17 protein-coding genes and 5 pseudogenes are annotated in these 18,111 nt (G+C 69.5%); 10 read left to right on the forward strand and 12 right to left on the reverse strand.

Translation table 11 applies throughout. The annotated features are described in order from the left end of the window. Positions 1-6 precede the first annotated feature (6 nt). From OO68_RS48790 to OO68_RS40915, 3 genes are read left to right on the forward strand one after another with little or no spacing between them, the layout of a single operon-like run. A complete protein-coding gene (locus OO68_RS48790) occupies positions 7-477 on the forward strand; it encodes an IS3 family transposase (RefSeq protein WP_439332903.1) in 471 nt (156 codons plus the stop codon). After that, positions 474-1,592, forward strand: coding sequence for an ArsR/SmtB family transcription factor (locus tag OO68_RS40910; RefSeq protein ID WP_033314580.1), 1,119 nt, complete (start codon positions 474-476; stop codon positions 1,590-1,592). Before OO68_RS48790 ends, OO68_RS40910 begins: the two co-directional genes overlap by 4 nt. Positions 1,593-1,644: 52 nt before the next feature. Continuing rightward, positions 1,645-2,901 (forward strand): MFS transporter, encoded by a 1,257-nt coding sequence (locus OO68_RS40915; protein ID WP_033314581.1) that lies wholly within the window; start codon positions 1,645-1,647, stop codon positions 2,899-2,901. Between the two features lie 824 nt (positions 2,902-3,725). Here OO68_RS40915 and OO68_RS40925 read toward each other — a convergent pair. Together OO68_RS40925 and OO68_RS40930 are read right to left on the reverse strand one after the other, a co-directional pair. After that, on the reverse strand, positions 3,726-4,451 hold the full coding sequence (locus OO68_RS40925; protein ID WP_033314583.1) for a cation efflux transmembrane domain-containing protein: 726 nt from the start codon (positions 4,449-4,451) through the stop codon (positions 3,726-3,728). Continuing rightward, a complete protein-coding gene (locus OO68_RS40930; RefSeq protein ID WP_033314584.1) occupies positions 4,451-4,786 on the reverse strand; it encodes an ArsR/SmtB family transcription factor in 336 nt (111 codons plus the stop codon). Before OO68_RS40930 ends, OO68_RS40925 begins: the two co-directional genes overlap by 1 nt. Positions 4,787-5,079: 293 nt before the next feature. Between OO68_RS40930 and OO68_RS40935 the strand changes: the two genes are divergently transcribed. Beyond that, positions 5,080-5,514, forward strand: a complete 435-nt coding sequence (locus OO68_RS40935) for a DM13 domain-containing protein (RefSeq protein ID WP_078625802.1) — start codon at positions 5,080-5,082, stop codon at positions 5,512-5,514. A 12-nt stretch (positions 5,515-5,526) separates the two neighbouring features. Here OO68_RS40935 and OO68_RS48795 read toward each other — a convergent pair. Then, positions 5,527-5,662: pseudogene (locus tag OO68_RS48795) on the reverse strand (PucR family transcriptional regulator); the annotation flags it as partial. Positions 5,663-6,193: 531 nt separating this feature from the next. On the opposite strand from OO68_RS48795, the gene OO68_RS46615 reads away from it, so the two are divergent. Then, positions 6,194-6,835 carry a hypothetical protein gene (locus tag OO68_RS46615; protein ID WP_033314585.1) on the forward strand — a complete coding sequence of 214 codons (642 nt, stop codon included), beginning with the start codon at positions 6,194-6,196 and terminating at the stop codon, positions 6,833-6,835. A 59-nt stretch (positions 6,836-6,894) separates the two neighbouring features. Here the strand turns inward: OO68_RS46615 and OO68_RS40950 are convergent, their stop codons facing one another. Beyond that, a complete protein-coding gene (locus OO68_RS40950) occupies positions 6,895-7,395 on the reverse strand; it encodes a GtrA domain-containing protein (protein WP_033314586.1) in 501 nt (166 codons plus the stop codon). A gap of 574 nt (positions 7,396-7,969) precedes the next feature. Between OO68_RS40950 and OO68_RS40955 the strand changes: the two genes are divergently transcribed. The 4 genes from OO68_RS40955 (at position 7,970) to OO68_RS40970 (ending at position 11,289) form a co-directional block, all read left to right on the forward strand. After that, the gene (locus OO68_RS40955) at positions 7,970-8,488 is read left to right on the forward strand and encodes a toxin-antitoxin system HicB family antitoxin (protein WP_033314587.1); all 519 of its coding nucleotides are present in this window, start codon (positions 7,970-7,972) and stop codon (positions 8,486-8,488) included. A gap of 83 nt (positions 8,489-8,571) precedes the next feature. Next, a complete protein-coding gene (locus OO68_RS40960) occupies positions 8,572-9,420 on the forward strand; it encodes a DUF4097 family beta strand repeat-containing protein (RefSeq protein WP_033314588.1) in 849 nt (282 codons plus the stop codon). A 61-nt stretch (positions 9,421-9,481) separates the two neighbouring features. Next, positions 9,482-10,474, forward strand: coding sequence for an ATP-binding cassette domain-containing protein (locus OO68_RS40965; RefSeq protein WP_167345951.1), 993 nt, complete (start codon positions 9,482-9,484; stop codon positions 10,472-10,474). After that, positions 10,471-11,289: an ABC transporter permease gene (locus OO68_RS40970; protein ID WP_033314590.1), complete on the forward strand. Its 819-nt coding sequence runs from the start codon at positions 10,471-10,473 to the stop codon at positions 11,287-11,289. Before OO68_RS40965 ends, OO68_RS40970 begins: the two co-directional genes overlap by 4 nt. A gap of 135 nt (positions 11,290-11,424) precedes the next feature. Here the strand turns inward: OO68_RS40970 and OO68_RS45990 are convergent. The 8 genes and pseudogenes from OO68_RS45990 to OO68_RS45020 all read right to left on the reverse strand — a co-directional run. Further along, a pseudogene (locus tag OO68_RS45990) lies at positions 11,425-11,658 on the reverse strand (ATP-binding protein); the annotation flags it as partial. 167 nt (positions 11,659-11,825) lie between these two features. Then, a pseudogene (locus tag OO68_RS42830) lies at positions 11,826-12,196 on the reverse strand (DNA-binding response regulator). Between the two features lie 131 nt (positions 12,197-12,327). Continuing rightward, a complete protein-coding gene (locus OO68_RS40980; protein ID WP_033314591.1) occupies positions 12,328-12,996 on the reverse strand; it encodes a potassium-transporting ATPase subunit C in 669 nt (222 codons plus the stop codon). Between the two features lie 25 nt (positions 12,997-13,021). Then, a complete protein-coding gene (gene kdpB, locus OO68_RS40985) occupies positions 13,022-15,148 on the reverse strand; it encodes a potassium-transporting ATPase subunit KdpB (RefSeq protein ID WP_209442683.1) in 2,127 nt (708 codons plus the stop codon). Further along, positions 15,148-16,809, reverse strand: a complete 1,662-nt coding sequence (gene kdpA / locus OO68_RS40990) for a potassium-transporting ATPase subunit KdpA (RefSeq protein WP_033314593.1) — start codon at positions 16,807-16,809, stop codon at positions 15,148-15,150. The genes kdpB and kdpA overlap by 1 nt, the downstream gene beginning before the upstream one ends. A 5-nt stretch (positions 16,810-16,814) precedes the next feature. Further along, the gene (kdpF, locus tag OO68_RS43540) at positions 16,815-16,904 is read right to left on the reverse strand and encodes a K(+)-transporting ATPase subunit F (protein WP_033314594.1); all 90 of its coding nucleotides are present in this window, start codon (positions 16,902-16,904) and stop codon (positions 16,815-16,817) included. Continuing rightward, a complete protein-coding gene (locus OO68_RS48165) occupies positions 16,901-17,074 on the reverse strand; it encodes a hypothetical protein (RefSeq protein WP_157852828.1) in 174 nt (57 codons plus the stop codon). Before OO68_RS48165 ends, kdpF begins: the two co-directional genes overlap by 4 nt. Positions 17,075-17,118: 44 nt before the next feature. Then, positions 17,119-17,661 (reverse strand): annotated as a pseudogene (locus OO68_RS45020) (amino acid permease); the annotation flags it as partial. Here OO68_RS45020 and OO68_RS45025 point away from each other — a divergent pair. Further along, positions 17,553-18,111: pseudogene (locus OO68_RS45025) on the forward strand (hypothetical protein); the annotation flags it as partial. The pseudogenes OO68_RS45020 and OO68_RS45025 overlap by 109 nt on opposite strands.

Raw genomic sequence — 18,111 nt, forward strand, 5'->3', positions numbered from 1 at the left:
ACGCAGATCAGCCGTGTCCACACGGACAACTACAGCGTCTACGGGGTCCGAAAGGTCTGGCGGCAACTGCACCGTGAAGGCATATCAGTGGCCCGCTGCCCCGTCGCCCGGCTGATGCACGACCTGGGCCTCCAGGGGCCCGACGAGGGAAGAAGATCCGCACCACCATCCGGGGCGACGGCCACGACCGGGCCGCGGACCTGCTGCAACGCGACTTCACCGCGTCCGGTCCGAACGAGAGATGGGTGGCTGACTTCACCTACGTGGCCAGCTCTCGGGGTGCCTGGCATGACAGGCCGCTCACCCGCGGAGGCAGGGGCCTCTTGCGCAGCCGCAGGCGGGACACGCTCACCACCTCGGGGTGGGCCCACGGTGAGAACGACGCACAGGTCAGTCCTCAGTCCACCGTCGTCGGCCACCGTCTCGCGCGGCATGCTCCCTCCAGGGGCGCCGGACGGCGAGGATGACGAGTCATGACGATCGTTTTCCGGGTGCCCGCCGGTGGTGCGGAGCGGGTGGGGTTCGCCTACTCGCCGGCGATGGAAGCCGTACTGAGCCTTCATGTGCTGGTGGAGCCCAAGCACCACCCCGTCCAGCACGGCTGGGTGCGTGAGATGCGCAAGCTGTCGCCGGCGCTGAAGCGGGAGATCGAGGCGTTCTCCTACGCGGTGCGCTCGTACTTTCCCGAATTCCTCTTTCCGCGGCCGACCGGTGGGCTGGCGGACTTCGGCAGCGAGCTGGCCGGCCTTCGTACGGCGGACCCGGAGTTGGTCCGGCTGGAGTTCGCCGTCCCGCTGCTGTCGCCGTGGCCGGGCGGCGGCGGCGGCGAGGGCAGGGATCCTCACGCGCTGCGGGAACCGGACGTACGCGCCCTGCTGCGGGAGCGTCTCGCGCGGGAAAGCGATGCAGCGATGGCCGCGATGCTCCTGGACGACCCCCGCGCACTCCTCGAAAGGTTCCTGAGCATGCTGGAACGCTATTGGCAGGAGGCGTTCGAGGAGGAATGGGCCCGGATCGAACCGGAACTGGCCGCCGGGGTGAGCGAGGCCGGGCGTCAGATCGAACAGCGCGGCCTGTACGGCATGCTCCGCGGCCTGTGGCCGGAGGTGCGCAGCGACCGGCAGGCCGAACGCTTCTGGTTGGAGCGGCCTCACGACCACGAGGTCGCCGTCGGCCCGGACGACACCCTGCTGCTCGCCCCCAGCGCCTATGTGTGGCCGCACGTACGCGTCAACTGCGACGGCCCCTGGCCCCTCGGCCTCGTCTTTCCCGTCTCGTCGATCGCCCGGGAAGCCCGCCCCAGAATTCCTCCCGCACAGCTCGTCGGCATGCTCCGCGCGCTCGCCGACGACACCCGCCTGCGCGCCCTTCGGCTGATCGCCGAACGCCCGCGCAGCACCCAGGAGTTGGCCCCACTCGTCGGCATCAGCGAGGCCGCCCTCTCCAAGCACCTGCGGGTCCTGACGGAGGCGGGCCTGCTCGAACGCCGCCGTGAGGGCTACTACGTCCTGTACCGGCTTCTACCCGGACAGGTGGCTGGTCTCGCTCCCAGCCTGGAGAGCTTCCTGCAAGCCACCGACCCCATTGATTAGCCATCTGCCTAATAAGTGGATCAGGTGCCCGAGGACATCTGACAGTGGCGGCATGTCACTGCTCAGGGACCGCAATTTCCAGTTTCTCTTCGTCGGCCAGGCCGTCTCACGCTTCGGCGACGGCCTGTACACCGCCGCGACCGCCTGGCTGGCCTGGTCGCTGACGAAGGACCCGACAGCCGTCGCCGTGGTCAGCGTGTCCGCGTTCGCGCCCGCGTTCCTGGCCACGTTCGTGTCCGCCTCGTACGCCGACCGTTACGACCGCCGCAAGCTGATGATCGCCACCGATCTGGCCCGGGTCGCCGTGGTGGCGGTGGCCGCGGTGTTGCTGTCCCTGGGTCTGCTGGACCTGCCCCTGCTCGTGGTGACAACGGCGCTGCTGGCCCTGATCGGTGCCCCGTTCGCCCCGGCCCGCAACGCCATCGTCACGCAGATCGTCCCGGCCGACCGTCTGCAACAGGCCAACGGGCTGCTGCAAGTCGCCTTCCGGGCCGCCTTCTTCGTCGGCCCGCTCATGCTTGCGCCGCTGCTCGCCTACGGCTCCATGCGGGCGGCGCTGGTGGTCAACGGACTGACCTTCCTCGGTTCGGCGGGCGCCGTGGCAGCCATCCGCGTGACCCGCCCCGTCCCGGCCGCCGGCCAGCCGGGCCTGTGGGCCGATCTCGCCGCCGGACTCAAGGCCGTGCGGGCCGCACCCGACGTGCTCGTGGTCATCGTGACCTTCGTGCTCGCCCTCGCTCTGACCAACGGCTTCCTGACGGTGGGGCTCGTCGCCGTCGTGGGGCAGGGCGGCCGCTACGGACTGTTGCTGGGCGTCACCGGTGTCGCGGAAGTGGCGGGGGCGCTCCTGCTGGCGGGCCTGCGGATGCGCAGACTCGCCCTGGCGGCGGTGCTGGCCTGGGCCCTGCTCGGAATCTTCCGTGCGCCGCTCGGGATCGTCACCTCCACTGCCGGGGCCGCAGTGCTCCTGATCGCCACCGGGCTGGCCTCGGCCCTCACGGACATCCCGCTGATCGCTCTGGTGCAGCAGCGCGTACCGAGCCACCATCTGGCGAAGGCGTTGGGTCTGTGGGAGGCCGGAGTGGCAGGCGCCCTGGCCGTTTCTCCCTTCGTGGCCTCGGCCACCATCGCACTCACCGGAGTCGAGGACGCCTTCCTCCTCTCGGGCGCCGCCCTCGTCGTTCTGGCGATGACCGCCGCGCTCACCCTGGCCCGCACAGTCAGGGCACGGCGGCCCGGACAAGTGCGCATCGGCCTGTCCGGTTCCGAGGCCGGACAACAGGCAGTCGCGCCGGAGTCCGCCGGGTGACTGCCCCTCTGCTGTCGTCCAGCCAGCTTCGATTCCGGACGGTCTACCGTGAGCGAGGCTTGCCGCACCGGTCGTGAGTCGTCCGCGCTCAACCCGACTTCCGCGCCGCCGCCTTCCGCCTGACCTCCCGGCACTTCTCGAATCACGGTGCCGGGGACAAGGACCGGGACCGTCTCCGGTCGGCCGGGCGTGCTGGGCGAGCTGCGCTGCCGTCAGCGCGCTGCGGGTGGGGTGCCGGGCGCGGCGCCGGTCCGGGTCATCGACGCCGCCCTCCTACCGCGGCTCGCCGCGCTGGAGCCGAGGCAGGGTGTTCACCCATACCGCGACGGCGATCCCCTCCACGTCGGCGGCGAGCGTCTGAGGGCGGTTGTCGAGCAGCTGCTCCACCTTTCCCGCCGGATCGGGTGCCGTCCGTCCTTGCCGTTCGTCTCCGCCAGCCCGAGCTCCGCCGGCTTGTTCATCGCCCTGCGCACGTACGACCGGCCGTCGGCATCCTCCGCCGTGATTACCTGAGCCATGTGCCGGACCATGGCTATCCGAACGCACCCCAGCATCCGCAGCGCATCGGCACGCACCCTCCTGTCCAGGCCGGGCGCGGCTCCGGTTCGGGCTGCCGGGCGCTGCAAACGTACGTCATGACAAGGCTCGTCACGCAGGTGACGCGGGGGCCGGATGGAAGTCCCCCGTCACCTGGCAGAGGTGTGGCGAAACTTGGACCGATCGCCATCGAAGTTGGATCGCCGGCCGGTTCGTGCCAGAACTTCTGGGCGGCAGCGGGTCCGGCGGTGTGCTCGCCGGGGCCTGCTGCGTCCGGTGGATACGGTTCAGCCGCCGCAGCAGTCGCAGCCAGGTCGGCAACCGCATGCGTCGCTCTGCTCGGCAGCACCCGGGAATACCGCTGCGGCCGGGGTCGCGCAGCAGCCCTTGCCTCGCCAGGCATCGCAGCCTTCCTTGACGGCGATGGCGGCGATGACGAGGGCGGCGATGGGGTCGGCCCAGGACCAGCCGAGAGTGGCGTTGAGGACCAGGCCCACCAGGAGCACGGCGGACAGGTACGTGCACAGGAGTGTCTGCTTGGAGTCGGCGACCGCGCTGGCGGAGCCGAGTTCGCGGCCGGCCGTGCGCTGGGCGGCGGACAGGAACGGCATGATCGCCAGCGACAGGGCGGCGATGACGATGCCTGGGAAGGAGCGTTCGGCCTCGCCGGTGCCGGTCAAAGCGCGGGCGGCGTCGACGGTGACGTAGGCGGCGAGCGCGAAGAACGACACTGCGATGATCCGCAGGGTGCGCTGCTCGCGTGCCTCACGTACGGCGTGGTCGGAGGCGGAGAACTGCCAGGCGACCGCGGCGGCGGACGAGACCTCGATGATCGAGTCGAGGCCGAAGCCGATCAGCGCGGTGGAGGAGGCGATCGTCCCGGCGGTGATCGCGACGACCGCCTCGATCACGTTGTACGTGATGGTGGCTGCGACCAGCAGCCGTATCCGCTTGGCGAGGACGTCGCGGCGGGCCGGGGAGTGGTCTCTGCCGATGGATATCTCCGCGGTCATCAGCAGCAGTCCTTCTCGTCCGCGTCGACACACGTCTTGTCGGCTTCAACGGCGACCACGGCGGTGCGCAGATCGTCCAGCGCGTGCCCGAGACGTTCGTCGGCGAGCTCGTAGCGAGTGCGCCGGCCCACGGGAACTGCGACGACCAGTCCGCAATCGCGCAGGCACGCCAGGTGGTTCGACAGCCGGGTCCGGGAGATCGCCAGAGCGTCGGCCAAGTCGGCGGGGTGGGCCGGAGCCTCACGCAGGGCGAGGAGGATCCGGCAGCGGATCGGGTCGGCGAGGGCGCGGCCGAACCGCGCCAGCACTTCGATGTCAGCAGCGAGAGTCAGCACCCCGACGAGAGTACATGAAAGGCTGAATTCACAATAGCCTGAACTGCTGGAGGCCACCCGCCCGCGAGTTCGCCAGCGGCGAGCCGCGGGTGCCCGAGCTGCTCGTCGAGTCGTCGAACGGATCATCGTCCCGTCACCGCGCTGCCCGGCCCGGAGGCCGGCGAGCCGTGAGCGGACACCTTCGTCCTGGAGGCTCTCGGACGGCGACGTAAGACTTCCGTCATCCGCGTCGCATTACACACCGCCCGCGTGCCCCGTTGAATAGGAGGAGGCACTCAAGGATCGAGGCGGGCATGGGGCGTGGACGGAACATGTGGGGCAAACCGTGGGTCATCGGAGTGCTGGTGGTAGCGCTCGCCGGTGTCAGCTTGGGCTTGTACTGGTTTCAGCCGTGGAAGCTGTGGCAGGACGAAACCGTGCAGGAGGCCCTGCCCAGTGCCATAGCCCCTTCGGCTCCTCCGGCCGGAGCGCCGTCAGCGTCCCCTTCCCCGGCACCCAGCCCCCGGACGCTGGCAGACGGCGAACTGATCAGCCACGAGCACGCCACCTCGGGCAGTGTGAAGCTCGTACGGCTCCCCGACGGCTCCCATGTCGTACGGCTGGAGGACCTCGACACCAGCAACGGCCCGGATCTGCGCGTGTGGCTGACCGACGCGCCGGTGAAGGAGGGACGGGCCGGCTGGCGCTTCGACGTGTCTTTCGGCGCCGCCGAACTGGGGCGCACCTGACTTCGTTCGCAGGAGGCGACGGGCTGCCTCGGCGGCCACGCAGGCTGGAGTCGACTTAGGCGGTAAGGGTGGCCAGGAGGGGCTGGGCGCCGCCGTGGGCCGTGGTGAGCGGGCCGAGGGTGTTGATGACGAGTTCGGCCATGGCCTGCCACTGATGCCCCAGCTAGCGAGCAGGGCCTGCATCCGCTGGTCTTCACGTTGCTCGATGTAGTCGGCGTCGTTTCGCCAGGCGTCGCCGTGGCCTCCAGCCTAGAGCCTTGCCCAGAGCTGGGCTCCTTGAGCTGCCTGGTCACGCAGGATGTCGTGCATGGAACGCGTACGGCGCCCCAGGAGAGGGGCCAACCGACGGCGTTCGGACTCAGCCAGACCGCAGGCGTCGGCGAAGACTCGCAGTCGGTCCCCCGCGTCCGGGCTCTGCCAGTCCGGATGCGCGGACAGCGGGATGAACCCGTGAATGGCGTATGCGACATCCCACAGGCGCGAGCGGGGACCTGCAGCGTCCCAGTAGATGAAGGCCCACCCCGCATCGTCTGCGACCATGAGGTTCCAGGGGGCCAAGTCGTTACGCCCCTGATCGTCGATGCCGAGCGGACGAGGCGCCGCGCCGAATCCCACCTCGTGCAGGTGGGCAAGCAGGGCATGCACAGCGGGAGTCCATGGTCCGGTCGGACGGCGAACGGTGTCCGGCGCAGACGACACCATCACTGGCGTTGCCACCGGACAAAGGCTGTTCATCATCGTGCCGCATCGGACCAGTGTGTCGGATCGGCTCGTCATGATCACCCCATTAAGGGGGACCGTCAGAGAAGGGACAGAGGTTGAAGAACAAGGTGAGTGTCTGTTCCTGATCCTCTTGGGGGCGTTCCGCGAGCGCGCAAAAATACCGGATGATCCCGCCAACCACCGGGTCAAGGTCCGCAACCTGGCCGCCGTGTGGCGAACTTACCGTGCGGCCGGGGCCCAGTGCTTGATCATGTCCGGCCCGGTCGAGGACGAGGCCACGATCAAGGCGTACGCCGAGGCGTTGTCCGCGGCCGGGCTCACGCTGTGCCGACTTCACGCCAGACGGCAGCACTTGACGGAACGCATCATGTCCCGAGGACGTGGCGGCAGTTGGGACCAACCGGGCGACCCGTTGCGGGGGCAGTCCGTCACACGCCTGCTCCACGTGGCCGACCATGCGGTGGCATCGGCCGCCAGCCTGGAAGATGCCGGGATCGGTGATCTGCGCATCGACACCGACGGGCATACCGTCGAACAAGTAGCCGATGCGATCACCGCCGATGCCGTCTTGTCGGAGCTGTGCACAAGCAGAACTTGACAGAGAAGTCCTCGGTCGCGCCGGCCACGGCCCGCGTGGCACGCCGCCCGGTGGACCGGTCAGGCGGCGTAGCTGAGCACCGTAGGGCCTGCCGCGTGCACGGGACGGGCGGTGCGAACGGAGGGCGCGGCCTGCGCTCGGTTGCGTGTGAAGACGACGAGGCGCAGCACCGTGAACCGCGCGACACCGGCGAGTGCGGAGGCGGAGAGGTAGACGACCTGCTCCAGCACCGCACCGGGCGCCGCCACCATCTGCTGCAGGACAAACATCGCCACGCAGGTCACCGCGTATGCGGCCACCGCGGACCCGGCCGATTGTGCATGCTGGCGCCAGGTCGCGCGCACGCCCGCGTCGAAGGTGAAGCGGGCATGCAGCTCGGTGGCGAGGAGCGTGGAGATCACGGTAATCAGGGCGTTGGCCAAAGCCCAGGGGATCCAGGAAGAGAGGGCCGCCACGCCGAAACTGGAAGTGATCCCCACCCCACCGCCTAAGAGCACGAAGCGGGCGAAGGCGGTGAAGGCGGCGGGTGCCGCCTGCTCCTGGCTCTGTGCTGTTTCCATGATCCGCCCCTTTGATGGCTCACTCTGCGAGAACGCGCACCCCCTCGGCCTGCGCTATCGAGGAGTCCCCTACCAATGGCGCCACTATGGCACATCAATGGCGCTGCATCGAGTCCAAATGGCGCCATGGAGTGGACGTGGCGGCGATAGCGCAGGCCGGAGACTCGCCGCGGGTTCGGCGCGCTCCGCAGGCGCGGTGAGGCTGCGGCATGCGTCGGCGCACCCGCACCCATCGACCCCGGCCGACGTCAGGCCCATGGATGCGCTGTCGAGGACTCGCCCAGAGGCCGCCATGTCAGCGACTGGCGGCCTGGGCCGGCCCAGGCGTCAACCGGGAAACGGGGGGTACCTTCTCGCGGCATCCGCATGCCACCTCATAGACCGCGGTGGCGTCGGATGGTGGCTCGTGGTGCCACTCCGCGCCCCCAGGAGTGCATGAGCCTGCCGTGGGCCATGCCGACCCAGGGCACCATAGCTACGTTTTCGCAGCTCAGGGTGATTCCCATCAGTTCCGCCACACGCGAGGTGCCACTCGGCCTTGCATGTGGCGCCACTGCGGTGCCATGATGGCGTCATGGACCTCACCCCGTATGTCGACAACCTCCGCCGTGAACTCGCGGTGGCCGCCGAAGCCGGCGGCGAGGAAGCCCGAGAGCTGGCCGAGAGGCTCATTGCGCCCCTGGAGTCGGCGACCCGCCTGACCATGCTCAATGTGCTCTCCGCCGCGATGGACGAGATCACCCGCGATCTCGCCCCCGGCTCGGTCGACGTACGGCTACGCGGGCTCGACCCCGACTTCGTGGTGACACCGCCGCCGACCGACGGCGGCGTCCCCCCGGAGCCGGCCGCGCCCGTCGAACCTCTCAGGGCCGCAGCCCCGGCCGACGGCGACGAGGGTGGCACTGCCCGCGTCAACCTGCGCCTGCCGGCCCACCTCAAGGCCCGAGCCGAGGAGGCCGCGAGCCGCGAGGGCCTGTCGGTCAACGCGTGGCTGGTGCGCGCCGTGTCGGCCGCGGTCGACGGCGGCACCCGGCCGCGTACGACAGAGAAGGCTCAGACGGTCGGACAGAGCTTCACAGGCTGGGTGCGCTAGCCGCGCTCCCCATCGGCACCACTTCGCCCACACCACGTCCCACCAGCGGGGACGGCTCAAGGACTCAAGAGGACGGGACAGCCATGCCTTCTTTCGACACTCCCGAAACGATCTCGGTCACGGCGCGCGTGGAGGCCGGTTCCCTCCAGCTCACCGCGGGCGACCGCCGCGACACGGTCGTCGAGGTGCGGCCCCGCGATCCGAAGAAGGACCTGGACGTACGGGCGGCCGAGCAGACCGAGGTCACCTACGCGGGTGGCGTTTTGACGATCAGGACACCCAAGGGCAACCTGCTAGGGCTCGGCCGCACGGGCACGGTCGACGTGACGGTCGAGCTGCCCGCGGGCTCACGTATCGACATGACCGGCGCCTGGGCCCAGGTGCTCGGCGAGGGCCGGCTCGGCGAGGTCAGTGTGAAGACCTCGTCCGGCGACGTCCGTCTCGACACAACGGGTCCGCTCCAGCTGACCGCGTCGCACGGCTCGATCACCGTGGACCGGGTCGAGGGCAGGGCCGAGATCACCACCAGCTCCGGCAGTCTGCGCGTCGGCCTCGTCGACGGCCCCGCTGTCCTGAAGAACTCGCACGGCACCACGACCGTCGACGCCGCGCTCGGCGAGCTGCGGGTGAGCGGTGCCAACGGCGACATCGAGATCCGGCGGGCCGAGGACTCGGTCACCGCCACCACCGCCCACGGCACCCTGCGGGTGGGTGAAGTGGCGCGGGGCACCGTCCAGTTGGACACCAGCTACGGCGCCATCGACGTCGGCATCCGCGAGGGCACGGCCGCCTGGCTCGATGTCAGCTCGAACTCCGGTCAGGTGCGCAACACGCTGACTGCGTCCGAGAGCCCGGAGCAGACCGAGGACACCGTCAAGGTCCGCGCCCGCACCAAGTACGGCAACATCGACGTCCGCCGCGCCAGGGCCTGAGCCCCGCATCGTCAGCCCGCCCCTTCTCCCCTCACCTTTCAGCCTTCGACCGGAGGGCCCCATGCCTTCATCTGTCATGCCCATGCCCAGGCGGAGTGACGGTCCGCAGTCGCCGGCCGCCGTCTCCACCGTCGGTCTGCGCAAGTCGTACGGCGACAAGACCGTCCTGGACGGAATCGACCTGCACATCCCTCCAGGGTCCGTGTTCGCGCTGCTCGGTCCCAACGGCGCCGGCAAGACCACCGCCGTGAAAATCCTCTCCACGCTCATCACCGCCGACGGCGGACAGGCCCAGGTCGCGGGCCACGACGTCGCCACCTCCCCGGACGGGGTGCGCGCCGCGATCGGTGTCACCGGGCAGTTCTCCGCCGTCGACGGGCTGATCACCGGCGAGGAGAACATGCTCCTCATGGCGGACCTGCACCACCTGTCCAAGAGCCAGGGGCGGCAAGTCGCCGCCGAGTTGCTGGAGCGGTTCGACCTCACCGACGCCGCGAAGAAGCCCGCCTCCACCTACTCCGGCGGGATGAAGCGCCGCCTGGACATCGCCATGACCCTGGTCGGCCGGCCGCGGATCATCTTCCTCGACGAGCCGACCACCGGCCTCGACCCGCGGTCCCGCCACAACATGTGGCAGATCATCCGCGCACTCGTCTCCGACGGCGTCACCGTCTTCCTCACCACCCAGTACCTGGAAGAGGCCGACGAGCTCGCCGACCGCATCGCGGTGCTGAACGACGGCAGGATCGTCGCCGAGGGCACCGCCGACGAGCTGAAACGACTGATCCCTGGAGGGCACGTCCGCCTGCGCTTCACCGACCCGACCGCATACCAGAGAGCCGCCTGCGCACTGCGCGAGGTCACGCGGGACGACGAGGCGCTGGCGCTGCAGATCCCCAGCGACGGCAGCCCGCGCGAGCTGCGCTCCATCCTCGACCGGCTGGACTCCGCCGGCATCGAGGCCGACGAGCTGACCATGCACACCCCCGACCTCGACGACGTGTTCTTCGCCCTGACCGGCGGCACCGACCAGCCCAAGGAGGCTGTCCGATGAGCACCCCCGTGGCTCCCGCCCGCCCGGCCCGGCTCTCCCTGGCCCTGCGCGACTCCTCCACGATGCTGCGCCGCAACCTCCTGCACGCGCGACGCTACCCGTCCCTCACCCTGAACCTGCTGCTCACGCCGATCGTCCTGCTGCTGCTGTTCGTCTACGTCTTCGGCGACGTGATGAGCGCGGGCATCGGCGGTGGCGGCGCCGACCGTTCGGAGTACATCGCCTATCTCGTTCCGGGCATCCTGCTGATGACCATCGGCGGCACCCTGGTCGGCACCGCGGTGTCCGTCTCCATGGACATGACCGAGGGCATCATCGCCCGCTTCCGCACGATGGCGATCCACCGCGGTTCCGTGCTCGTCGGACACGTCATCAGCAGCGTGGTGCAGTCGGTCATCAGCGTGACTCTCGTCGGCGCCGTCGGCGTGGCCGTCGGCTTCCGATCCACGGATGCCACGGTCTGGGAGTGGATCGCGGCATTCGGGCTGCTCGCGCTGTTCGCCCTGGCGTTCACCTGGATCGCGGTCGGGATGGGCATGGTCAGCCCCAGCGCCGAGGCAGCCAGCAACAACGCGCTGCCGCTGGTCTTCCTGCCGCTCATCTCCAGCGCCTTCGTCCCGGTCGACGCGATGCCGGGCTGGTTCCAGCCGATCGCCCAGTACCAGCCGTTCACGCCCGCCATCGAGACCCTGCGCGGACTGCTGCTCGGCACCGAGATCGGCGACAACTGGTGGATCACCGTCGTCTGGTGCCTGGGCCTGGCGACGCTCGGCTACCGCTGGTCGAAGGCGGTGTTCAACCGCGACCCGAAGTGACCGCGCGGACTGCCTCCGGCAGGTCGTCCCCGCTTCGAGGGGGCGGCATGCTCCGACACCGCGTCGGCGCACGCCGCCCCATCGGGGTCGTGTTGACCCCGCAGCCGACAAGACGCCGACGCAAGCCCCTGCCCTTCAGGGCGAGGCCGCCGCCGGCAGGTGCGGCTGCTGTGGCTGCCGCCCGGGTGCCGTTCGTACGGTGAGCACCATGGTGAGTCCGCCGCCGGGTGTGTCCTCGGCGTGCGATGTGCCCCCGATGGACGCGGTGAAGCCGCGTGCCACCGCCAGGCCGAGGCCGACGCCCGCGCCGCGGGGCGAGTCGCCGTAGCGCTGGAAGGGTTCGAAGATGCGGTCCTTGGCCTCGTCCGGCCGCAGGCGCTGGCGTCCAGGACGACGGCGGCCTGCGCTGCGAACGCGGCCAGCACCCGGCGATCGGAGGCCGGCAGCACGCGGCCGCGCACGGGGAGGACATACCGGCGGCCTTGCCGACGCCGGGTGCGGCGCCGAGGTAGATCCGGAACGTGCCGCGTGCCATGTCATCCCTCGAAGCGGTAGCCCATGCCGGGCTCGGTGATCAGTAGCGGGGGTGGGAGGGATCCGTCTCCAGTTTGCGGCGCAGCTGGGCCATGTAGACCCGCAGGTAGTTGGTCTTGCCGCTCCGCGAGACACCCCAGGCCTCCTGGATCGGGACCCGGCTCCAGCCTCGCAGAGCCTTGATGATGTCGACGCCGTCCATGTCGGGCAGTCCCAGGTCGAGCAGTACGGCGTCGGGCTGACGCGCGGCGGCCAGACGGAGGGCCATGGCGCCGTCGGGGGCGGCGTCCACGCCGTAGTGACGTGCCTGCACGTTGATGACGAGGGCCCGTACGAGCTGCGGGTCGTCCTCCACCACGAGCACCCGGGTCATGGTGTACGCCTCTCCTGTCGTGTGTCGGGCCTGCGCGCCGGAGGCGGGGGGACCGCCTTCCTGGCGGTGGGAGCCGGCGGATCCGGGACGCCGCCCGGCCCGCCGCCTCCCGTGGGCGTCCCGTAAGGCCGTCACTGCTTCGCTACGAGGCCTTTGAGCGCGGTGTTGAGTTCGAGGACGTTCACACGGGGCTCGCCCATGAAGCCCAGAGTGCGGCCCCGGGTGTGGTTCTCGACCAGCTTGCCGACCTTGGCGACGGACACGCCGTTCTTCGCCGCGACCCGGTGGACCTGGAGCTCGGCGTAGGCCGGGGAGATGTCCGGGTCCAGGCCGGAGGCGGAGGAGGTGACCGCGTCCGGGGGGACGTCCGACGGTTTGACGGTGTAACCGGGCACGGAGTTGTCCTTCACGACCGCGGCCCTGGCGTCCTCCACCTGCTTGATCAGGTCCTTGCTGTCGGCGGACAGGTTGGTGGCGCCGGACAGCAGCAGCTTGTACTGCGTGTTGATGCTGTTGGTGCCGAGCCCGTTGGCCGGGCGGCCCTGGAACCACTTCAGATCCGGCGCCGGGATCTCCTGGCCCTTCTTCAACGGCAGGTTGTAGGACTGCCCGATGAGGGACGAGCCGACGACCCTGCCGTCCGCCTTGACCTCGGAGCCGTTCGCCTTGCCGGGGAACAGCCCCTGGGCGATGCCGGTGACGACCAGCGGGTAGATGACGCCGGTGACCAGGGTCAGTACGAGGAGGGCGCGCAGGCCCGCTCCGAGCAACCGGGCGGTGTTCACAACGGAGTTGTTCATGGTCCTTCACCACGCTTTCGAAGAATTACAGCCCGGGGATCAGAGAAATGAGCAGGTCGATGAGCTTGATGCCGATGAACGGGGCGATCAGGCCGCCCAGCCCGTAGATCGTGAGGTTCCGTCGCAGCATGCGGTCGGCGCTGACCGGCCGGTACCGCACGCCCTTCAGGGAAAGCGGCACCAGCGCGATGATGATCAGCGCGTTGAAGACGACGGCCGAAAGGATCGCGGAGTCCGGCGAGGCCAGGCCCATGATGTTGAGCTTGTCCAGGCCCGGGTAGACCGCGGCGAACAGCGCCGGGATGATCGCGAAGTACTTGGCGACGTCGTTGGCTATGGAGAACGTCGTCAACGCGCCCCGGGTGATGAGGAGTTGTTTGCCGATCTCGACGATCTCGATGAGCTTGGTCGGGTTCGAGTCGAGGTCGACCATGTTGCCGGCCTCCTTCGCGGCCGACGTGCCGGTGTTCATCGCCACGCCGACGTCGGCCTGCGCGAGGGCCGGGGCGTCGTTGGTGCCGTCGCCGGTCATCGCGACGAGCTTGCCGCCCGCCTGCTCGCGCTTGATGAGGGCCATCTTGTCCTCGGGGGTGGCCTCGGCGAGGAAGTCGTCGACGCCGGCCTCCTCGGCGATCGCCTTCGCGGTCAGCGGGTTGTCGCCCGTGATCATGACCGTCTTGATGCCCATGCGGCGCAGTTCCTCGAAGCGCTCCCGCATGCCGTCCTTGACGACGTCCTTGAGGTGGATGACGCCCAGGACGCGGGCGCCCTGCTCGTCGTCCACGGCGACCAGCAGTGGGGTCCCGCCCGCTTCCGAGATGCGGTGTGCGATCCCGTCCGCGTCCTGCGCGACCGTGCCGCCCTGCTCCCCGACCCAGGCGATGACCGAGGCCGTGGCGCCCTTGCGGATCTTGCGGCCGTCGACGTCGACACCCGACATGCGGGTCTGAGCGGTGAACTCGATCCACTCGGCGCCCACGAGCTCGCCCTGGTGGCGCTCGCGCAGCCCGTACTTCTCCTTTGCCAGGACGACGACGGAACGGCCCTCGGGTGTCTCGTCGGCCAGTGACGACAGCTGGGCCGCATCCGCGACCTCCGCCTCCGTCGTGCCGCCCACCGGGATGAGCTCGGCGGCCTGCCGGTTGCCGAGGGTGATCGTGCCGGTCTTGTCGAGCAGCAGCGTGGAGACGTCACCGGCGGCCTCGACCGCCCGGCCCGACATGGCCAGCACATTGCGCTGCACCAACCGGTCCATGCCCGCGATGCCGATCGCGGACAACAGCGCGCCGATCGTGGTCGGTATCAGGCAGACCAGCAGAGCGATCAGCACCACCATCGTCAAGTGGGTGCCCGCGTAGTCGGCGAATGGCGGCAGCGTGGCCACCGCGAGCAGGAAGACAATGGTGAGCGATGCCAGCAGGATGTTCAGGGCGATCTCGTTGGGCGTCTTCTGCCGTGCGGCGCCCTCGACCAGGTTGATCATCCGGTCGATGAAGGTCTCGCCCGGCTTCGTCGTGATCTTGACGACGATCCGGTCGGACAGCACCTTCGTGCCGCCGGTGACGGCCGAGCGGTCGCCGCCCGACTCACGGATGACCGGGGCCGATTCACCGGTGATCGCCGACTCGTCGACCGACGCGACGCCCTCGACGATGTCTCCGTCACCCGGGATGACGTCGCCGGCCTCGCACACCACCAGGTCGCCGACGCGCAGCTGCGTCCCCGGCACCCGCTCTTCGGTGTCCCCCACGAGACGGCGGGCGACGGTGTCGGTCTTGGCTTTGCGCAGGGTGTCGGCCTGCGCCTTGCCGCGGCCCTCGGCGACCGCCTCGGCCAGGTTGGCGAAGATCACGGTCAGCCAGAGCCAGGCGCTGATGGTCCAGCCGAACCAGTCGCCCGGGTCCTTGAAGGAGAACACCGTAGTCAGCACAGAGCCGACCAGCACGACGAACATGACGGGCGACTTGATCATCACTCGCGGGTCGAGCTTGCGGAAGGCGTCCGGCAGCGACTTCACCAGTTGCCTGGGGTCGAACAGGCCGGCGCCGACCCGGTCCTCCTTGTGCCCGGTGGGTACATCGCTGTGCGGCGCCCGGGTGGGAGTGGTGGCGGTGGACATGGAGTCCTCTTGTTTCTCTGTACGTGTGGTCATCACGCCAGCCCCTCGGCGAGCGGTCCCAGCGCGAGGGCGGGGAAGTACGTGAGACCGGTGATGATCAGGATCGCGCCCACCAACAGGCCGGTGAACAGCGGCTTCTCGGTGCGCAGGGTGCCCGCGGTCACGGGCACCGGCTTCTGCCCGGCGAGCGAGCCGGCCAGCGCCAGCACGAACACCATCGGCAGGAAGCGGCCCAGCAGCATCGCCAGTCCGGTCATGAGGTTGAACCAGTCGGTGTTCGCGTTCAGTCCGGCGAAGGCCGAGCCGTTGTTGTTCGACGCGGACGTGAAGGCGTAGAGCACCTCGGAGAAGCCGTGCGCGCCGGAATTCAGCATGGAGTGCGGCGGGGTCGGCAGGGCCATGGAGACGGCGGTGCAGACGAGCACCAGTGCCGGTGTGATGAGGATGTAGCAGGCGGCGAGTTTGATCTCGCGGGTGCCGATCTTCTTGCCCAGGTACTCGGGCGTGCGTCCGACCATCAGGCCGGCGATGAACACCGCGATGACCGCCGTGATCAGCATGCCGTAGAGGCCGGAGCCGACGCCGCCGGGCGCGATCTCGCCCAGCATCATGCCGAGCATGGTGATGCCGCCGCCCAGACCGGTGAACGAGGAGTGGAAGGAGTCCACCGCTCCGGTCGAGGTGAGTGTGGTCGACACCGCGAAGATCGAGGACGCGCCGACGCCGAAGCGGACCTCCTTGCCCTCATACGCCCCGCCCGCGGCCTGGAGCGCCGGACCGTGGTGCGCGAACTCGGTCCACATCATCAGGGCCACGAAGCCCAGCCAGATGGTGAACATCGTGGCGAGGATCGCGTATCCCTGCTTCACCGAGCCGACCATGACACCGAAGGTGCGGGTCAGCGCGAACGGGATGACCAGGATCAGGAAGATCTCGAAGAGGTTGGTGAAGGGCGTCGGGTTCTCGAAGGGGTGGGCGGAGTTGGCGTTGAAGTAGCCGCCGCCGTTGGTGCCGATCTCCTTGATGGCCTCCTGCGAAGCGACCGCGCCGCCGTTCCACTGCTGCGAGCCGCCCATGAACTGTCCGACCTCGTGGATGCCGGAGAAGTTCTGGATGACGCCGCAGGCCACCAGCACGATTGCGGCGATCGCCGCCGCCGGCACCAGGATTCGCAGGGTGCCGCGCACCAGGTCGGACCAGAAGTTGCCGAGCTCACCGGTGCGCGAGCGTGCGAACCCGCGCACCAGTGCCACGGCGACGGCCATGCCGACGGCCGCGGACACGAAGTTCTGCACGGCGAGACCGGCCGTCTGCACGACGTGCCCCATGGTCTGTTCGCCGTAGTACGACTGCCAGTTGGTGTTGGTCACGAACGACACGGCCGTGTTGAACGACTGCGCCGGATCGACCGAGGAGAACCCCAGCGAGCCGGGCAGAACGCCCTGGAGCCGCATCAGCGCATAGAGGAAGAGGACGCCGACGGCCGAGAAGGCGAGCACGCTGCGCAGGTACGCGGGCCAGGTCATTGCGGCGTCGGGGTTGGCACCGATGCCCTTGTAGACCCACTTCTCGACGCGCCAGTGCTTGTCGGATGAGTAGACCCTGGCCATGTAGGTGCCAAGGGGGATGTAGGCGAGAGCCAGCGCGGCTATGAGCGCGATCAGCTGGAGCACGCCGGCGAGGACGGGACCCATCGAGCTCAGAACCTCTCGGGGAAGATCAGGGCGAGGACGAGATAGCCCAGCAGGGAGACGGCCACCACCAGGCCGACGACGTTCTCGGTGGTCACAGCTTCGTCACCCCCTTGGCGACGAGAGCCACCAGCGCGAACGCCGCGAGCACGGCGACGACGAAGGCCAGATCGGCCATCGCGAACTCCTGGAGTGAGGTTCGGTGAAACGGACGATTTGAGGAAAGCGCCTCTTCGGCCTGTTCGGGTCCGCCCTTGACGGCTCTCATACGGTGGGACCCACAGTCTTGACGGAACTCTGACGCGGCCTGGCTCAGAGGAGCCGGAAGCGGAGCCGGCAGATCACCGCGTCCGTCTCCCGCCGTACGGCGTGCGCACGACCACCCCCGCTGGTTCTGCAGCAGCCGCTGCCACAGCCGCTCCGGCTCGGTCTCCGCGATCAGCACGGTGACGCGCGTGCCCGGCTCCGCGGCGGCCACCCCAGCGACGTACGCGGCGATCGGACGCCCCAGGCTGCGCCGCTCGCTCGACAGCCGGACCAGAGGCACACCGGGGTCCCATTCCGCCCAGGAGCGCTCCAGCGCGTGCACCTGAGCCCGGTCCTCGGGGTCCGGGTAGCAGAGGGTCACCGCACGCTCCTCGTCGCCGAGGGAGGCGGCCGCCCTGTGGGCCTCCGAGGCCAGCCTGGACAGGGACGGGACGGAAATGATCAACAGTGAGCGTTCGCGGTGCGGGGGTCCGGAACGCGGCCGAGGCCGAGCCGCTCGCCGATCCGGGCGGAGGCGCGATGCACCGTCTCGAAGGCGGCCACGAGCAGTGGCAGGGCGATCACGCCCAGCCGGGCGCCCTCCTGGAACCAGCCCGAGCCCGGCCGTCACCAGCCCGGCCATATCGGTCACCGTCGACGGCGCCCGCACCGACGACGATGACTGGTCACTGGTCCGCGTCGGCCTCGCCACCCGCACCGCGGAACGCGGCGGCGAACGCCCGCCCGCGGCCCTGACCTTCGTCATCGACGTCTCGGGCTCCATGGACGAACCGGGCCGTCTGGGCCTCGCCAAGGAGTCCCTCTCGTTGATGACGGACCGGCTGCGCGACGACGACTCGGTCACGCTCGTGCGTCGGCAGCGACTACGGCGACGCCCTCATGGAGCAACTCGCCGACAAGGGTGACGGCCACACCGTCTACGTGTCCGACGAGGACGAGCCGCACGGTCTTCTCCGAGCAGCTCCCGCGCAACGTCGACCTCACCGCCCGCGACGCCAAGGCGCAGGTCGCCTTCGACCCCGAGACGGTCGAGGAGTT

Origin of the sequence: Streptomyces iakyrus, assembly GCF_000717055.1 — a bacterium.
GTDB lineage: Bacteria > Actinomycetota > Actinomycetes > Streptomycetales > Streptomycetaceae > Streptomyces > Streptomyces iakyrus.

Coding starts and splice junctions, on each gene's coding strand:
- OO68_RS40910 (WP_033314580.1), top strand. CDS start 474: ATGACGATCGTTTTCCGGGTGCCCGCCGGTGGTGCGGAGCGGGTGGGG.
- OO68_RS40915 (WP_033314581.1), top strand. CDS start 1,645: ATGTCACTGCTCAGGGACCGCAATTTCCAGTTTCTCTTCGTCGGCCAG.
- OO68_RS40925 (WP_033314583.1), bottom strand. CDS start 4,451: ATGACCGCGGAGATATCCATCGGCAGAGACCACTCCCCGGCCCGCCGC.
- OO68_RS40935 (WP_078625802.1), top strand. CDS start 5,080: ATGGGGCGTGGACGGAACATGTGGGGCAAACCGTGGGTCATCGGAGTG.
- OO68_RS40950 (WP_033314586.1), bottom strand. CDS start 7,395: ATGGAAACAGCACAGAGCCAGGAGCAGGCGGCACCCGCCGCCTTCACC.
- OO68_RS40955 (WP_033314587.1), top strand. CDS start 7,970: ATGGACCTCACCCCGTATGTCGACAACCTCCGCCGTGAACTCGCGGTG.
- OO68_RS40960 (WP_033314588.1), top strand. CDS start 8,572: ATGCCTTCTTTCGACACTCCCGAAACGATCTCGGTCACGGCGCGCGTG.
- OO68_RS40965 (WP_167345951.1), top strand. CDS start 9,482: ATGCCTTCATCTGTCATGCCCATGCCCAGGCGGAGTGACGGTCCGCAG.
- OO68_RS40970 (WP_033314590.1), top strand. CDS start 10,471: ATGAGCACCCCCGTGGCTCCCGCCCGCCCGGCCCGGCTCTCCCTGGCC.
- OO68_RS40980 (WP_033314591.1), bottom strand. CDS start 12,996: ATGAACAACTCCGTTGTGAACACCGCCCGGTTGCTCGGAGCGGGCCTG.
- kdpB (WP_209442683.1), bottom strand. CDS start 15,148: ATGACCACACGTACAGAGAAACAAGAGGACTCCATGTCCACCGCCACC.
- kdpA (WP_033314593.1), bottom strand. CDS start 16,809: ATGGGTCCCGTCCTCGCCGGCGTGCTCCAGCTGATCGCGCTCATAGCC.
- OO68_RS48165 (WP_157852828.1), bottom strand. CDS start 17,074: ATGAGAGCCGTCAAGGGCGGACCCGAACAGGCCGAAGAGGCGCTTTCC.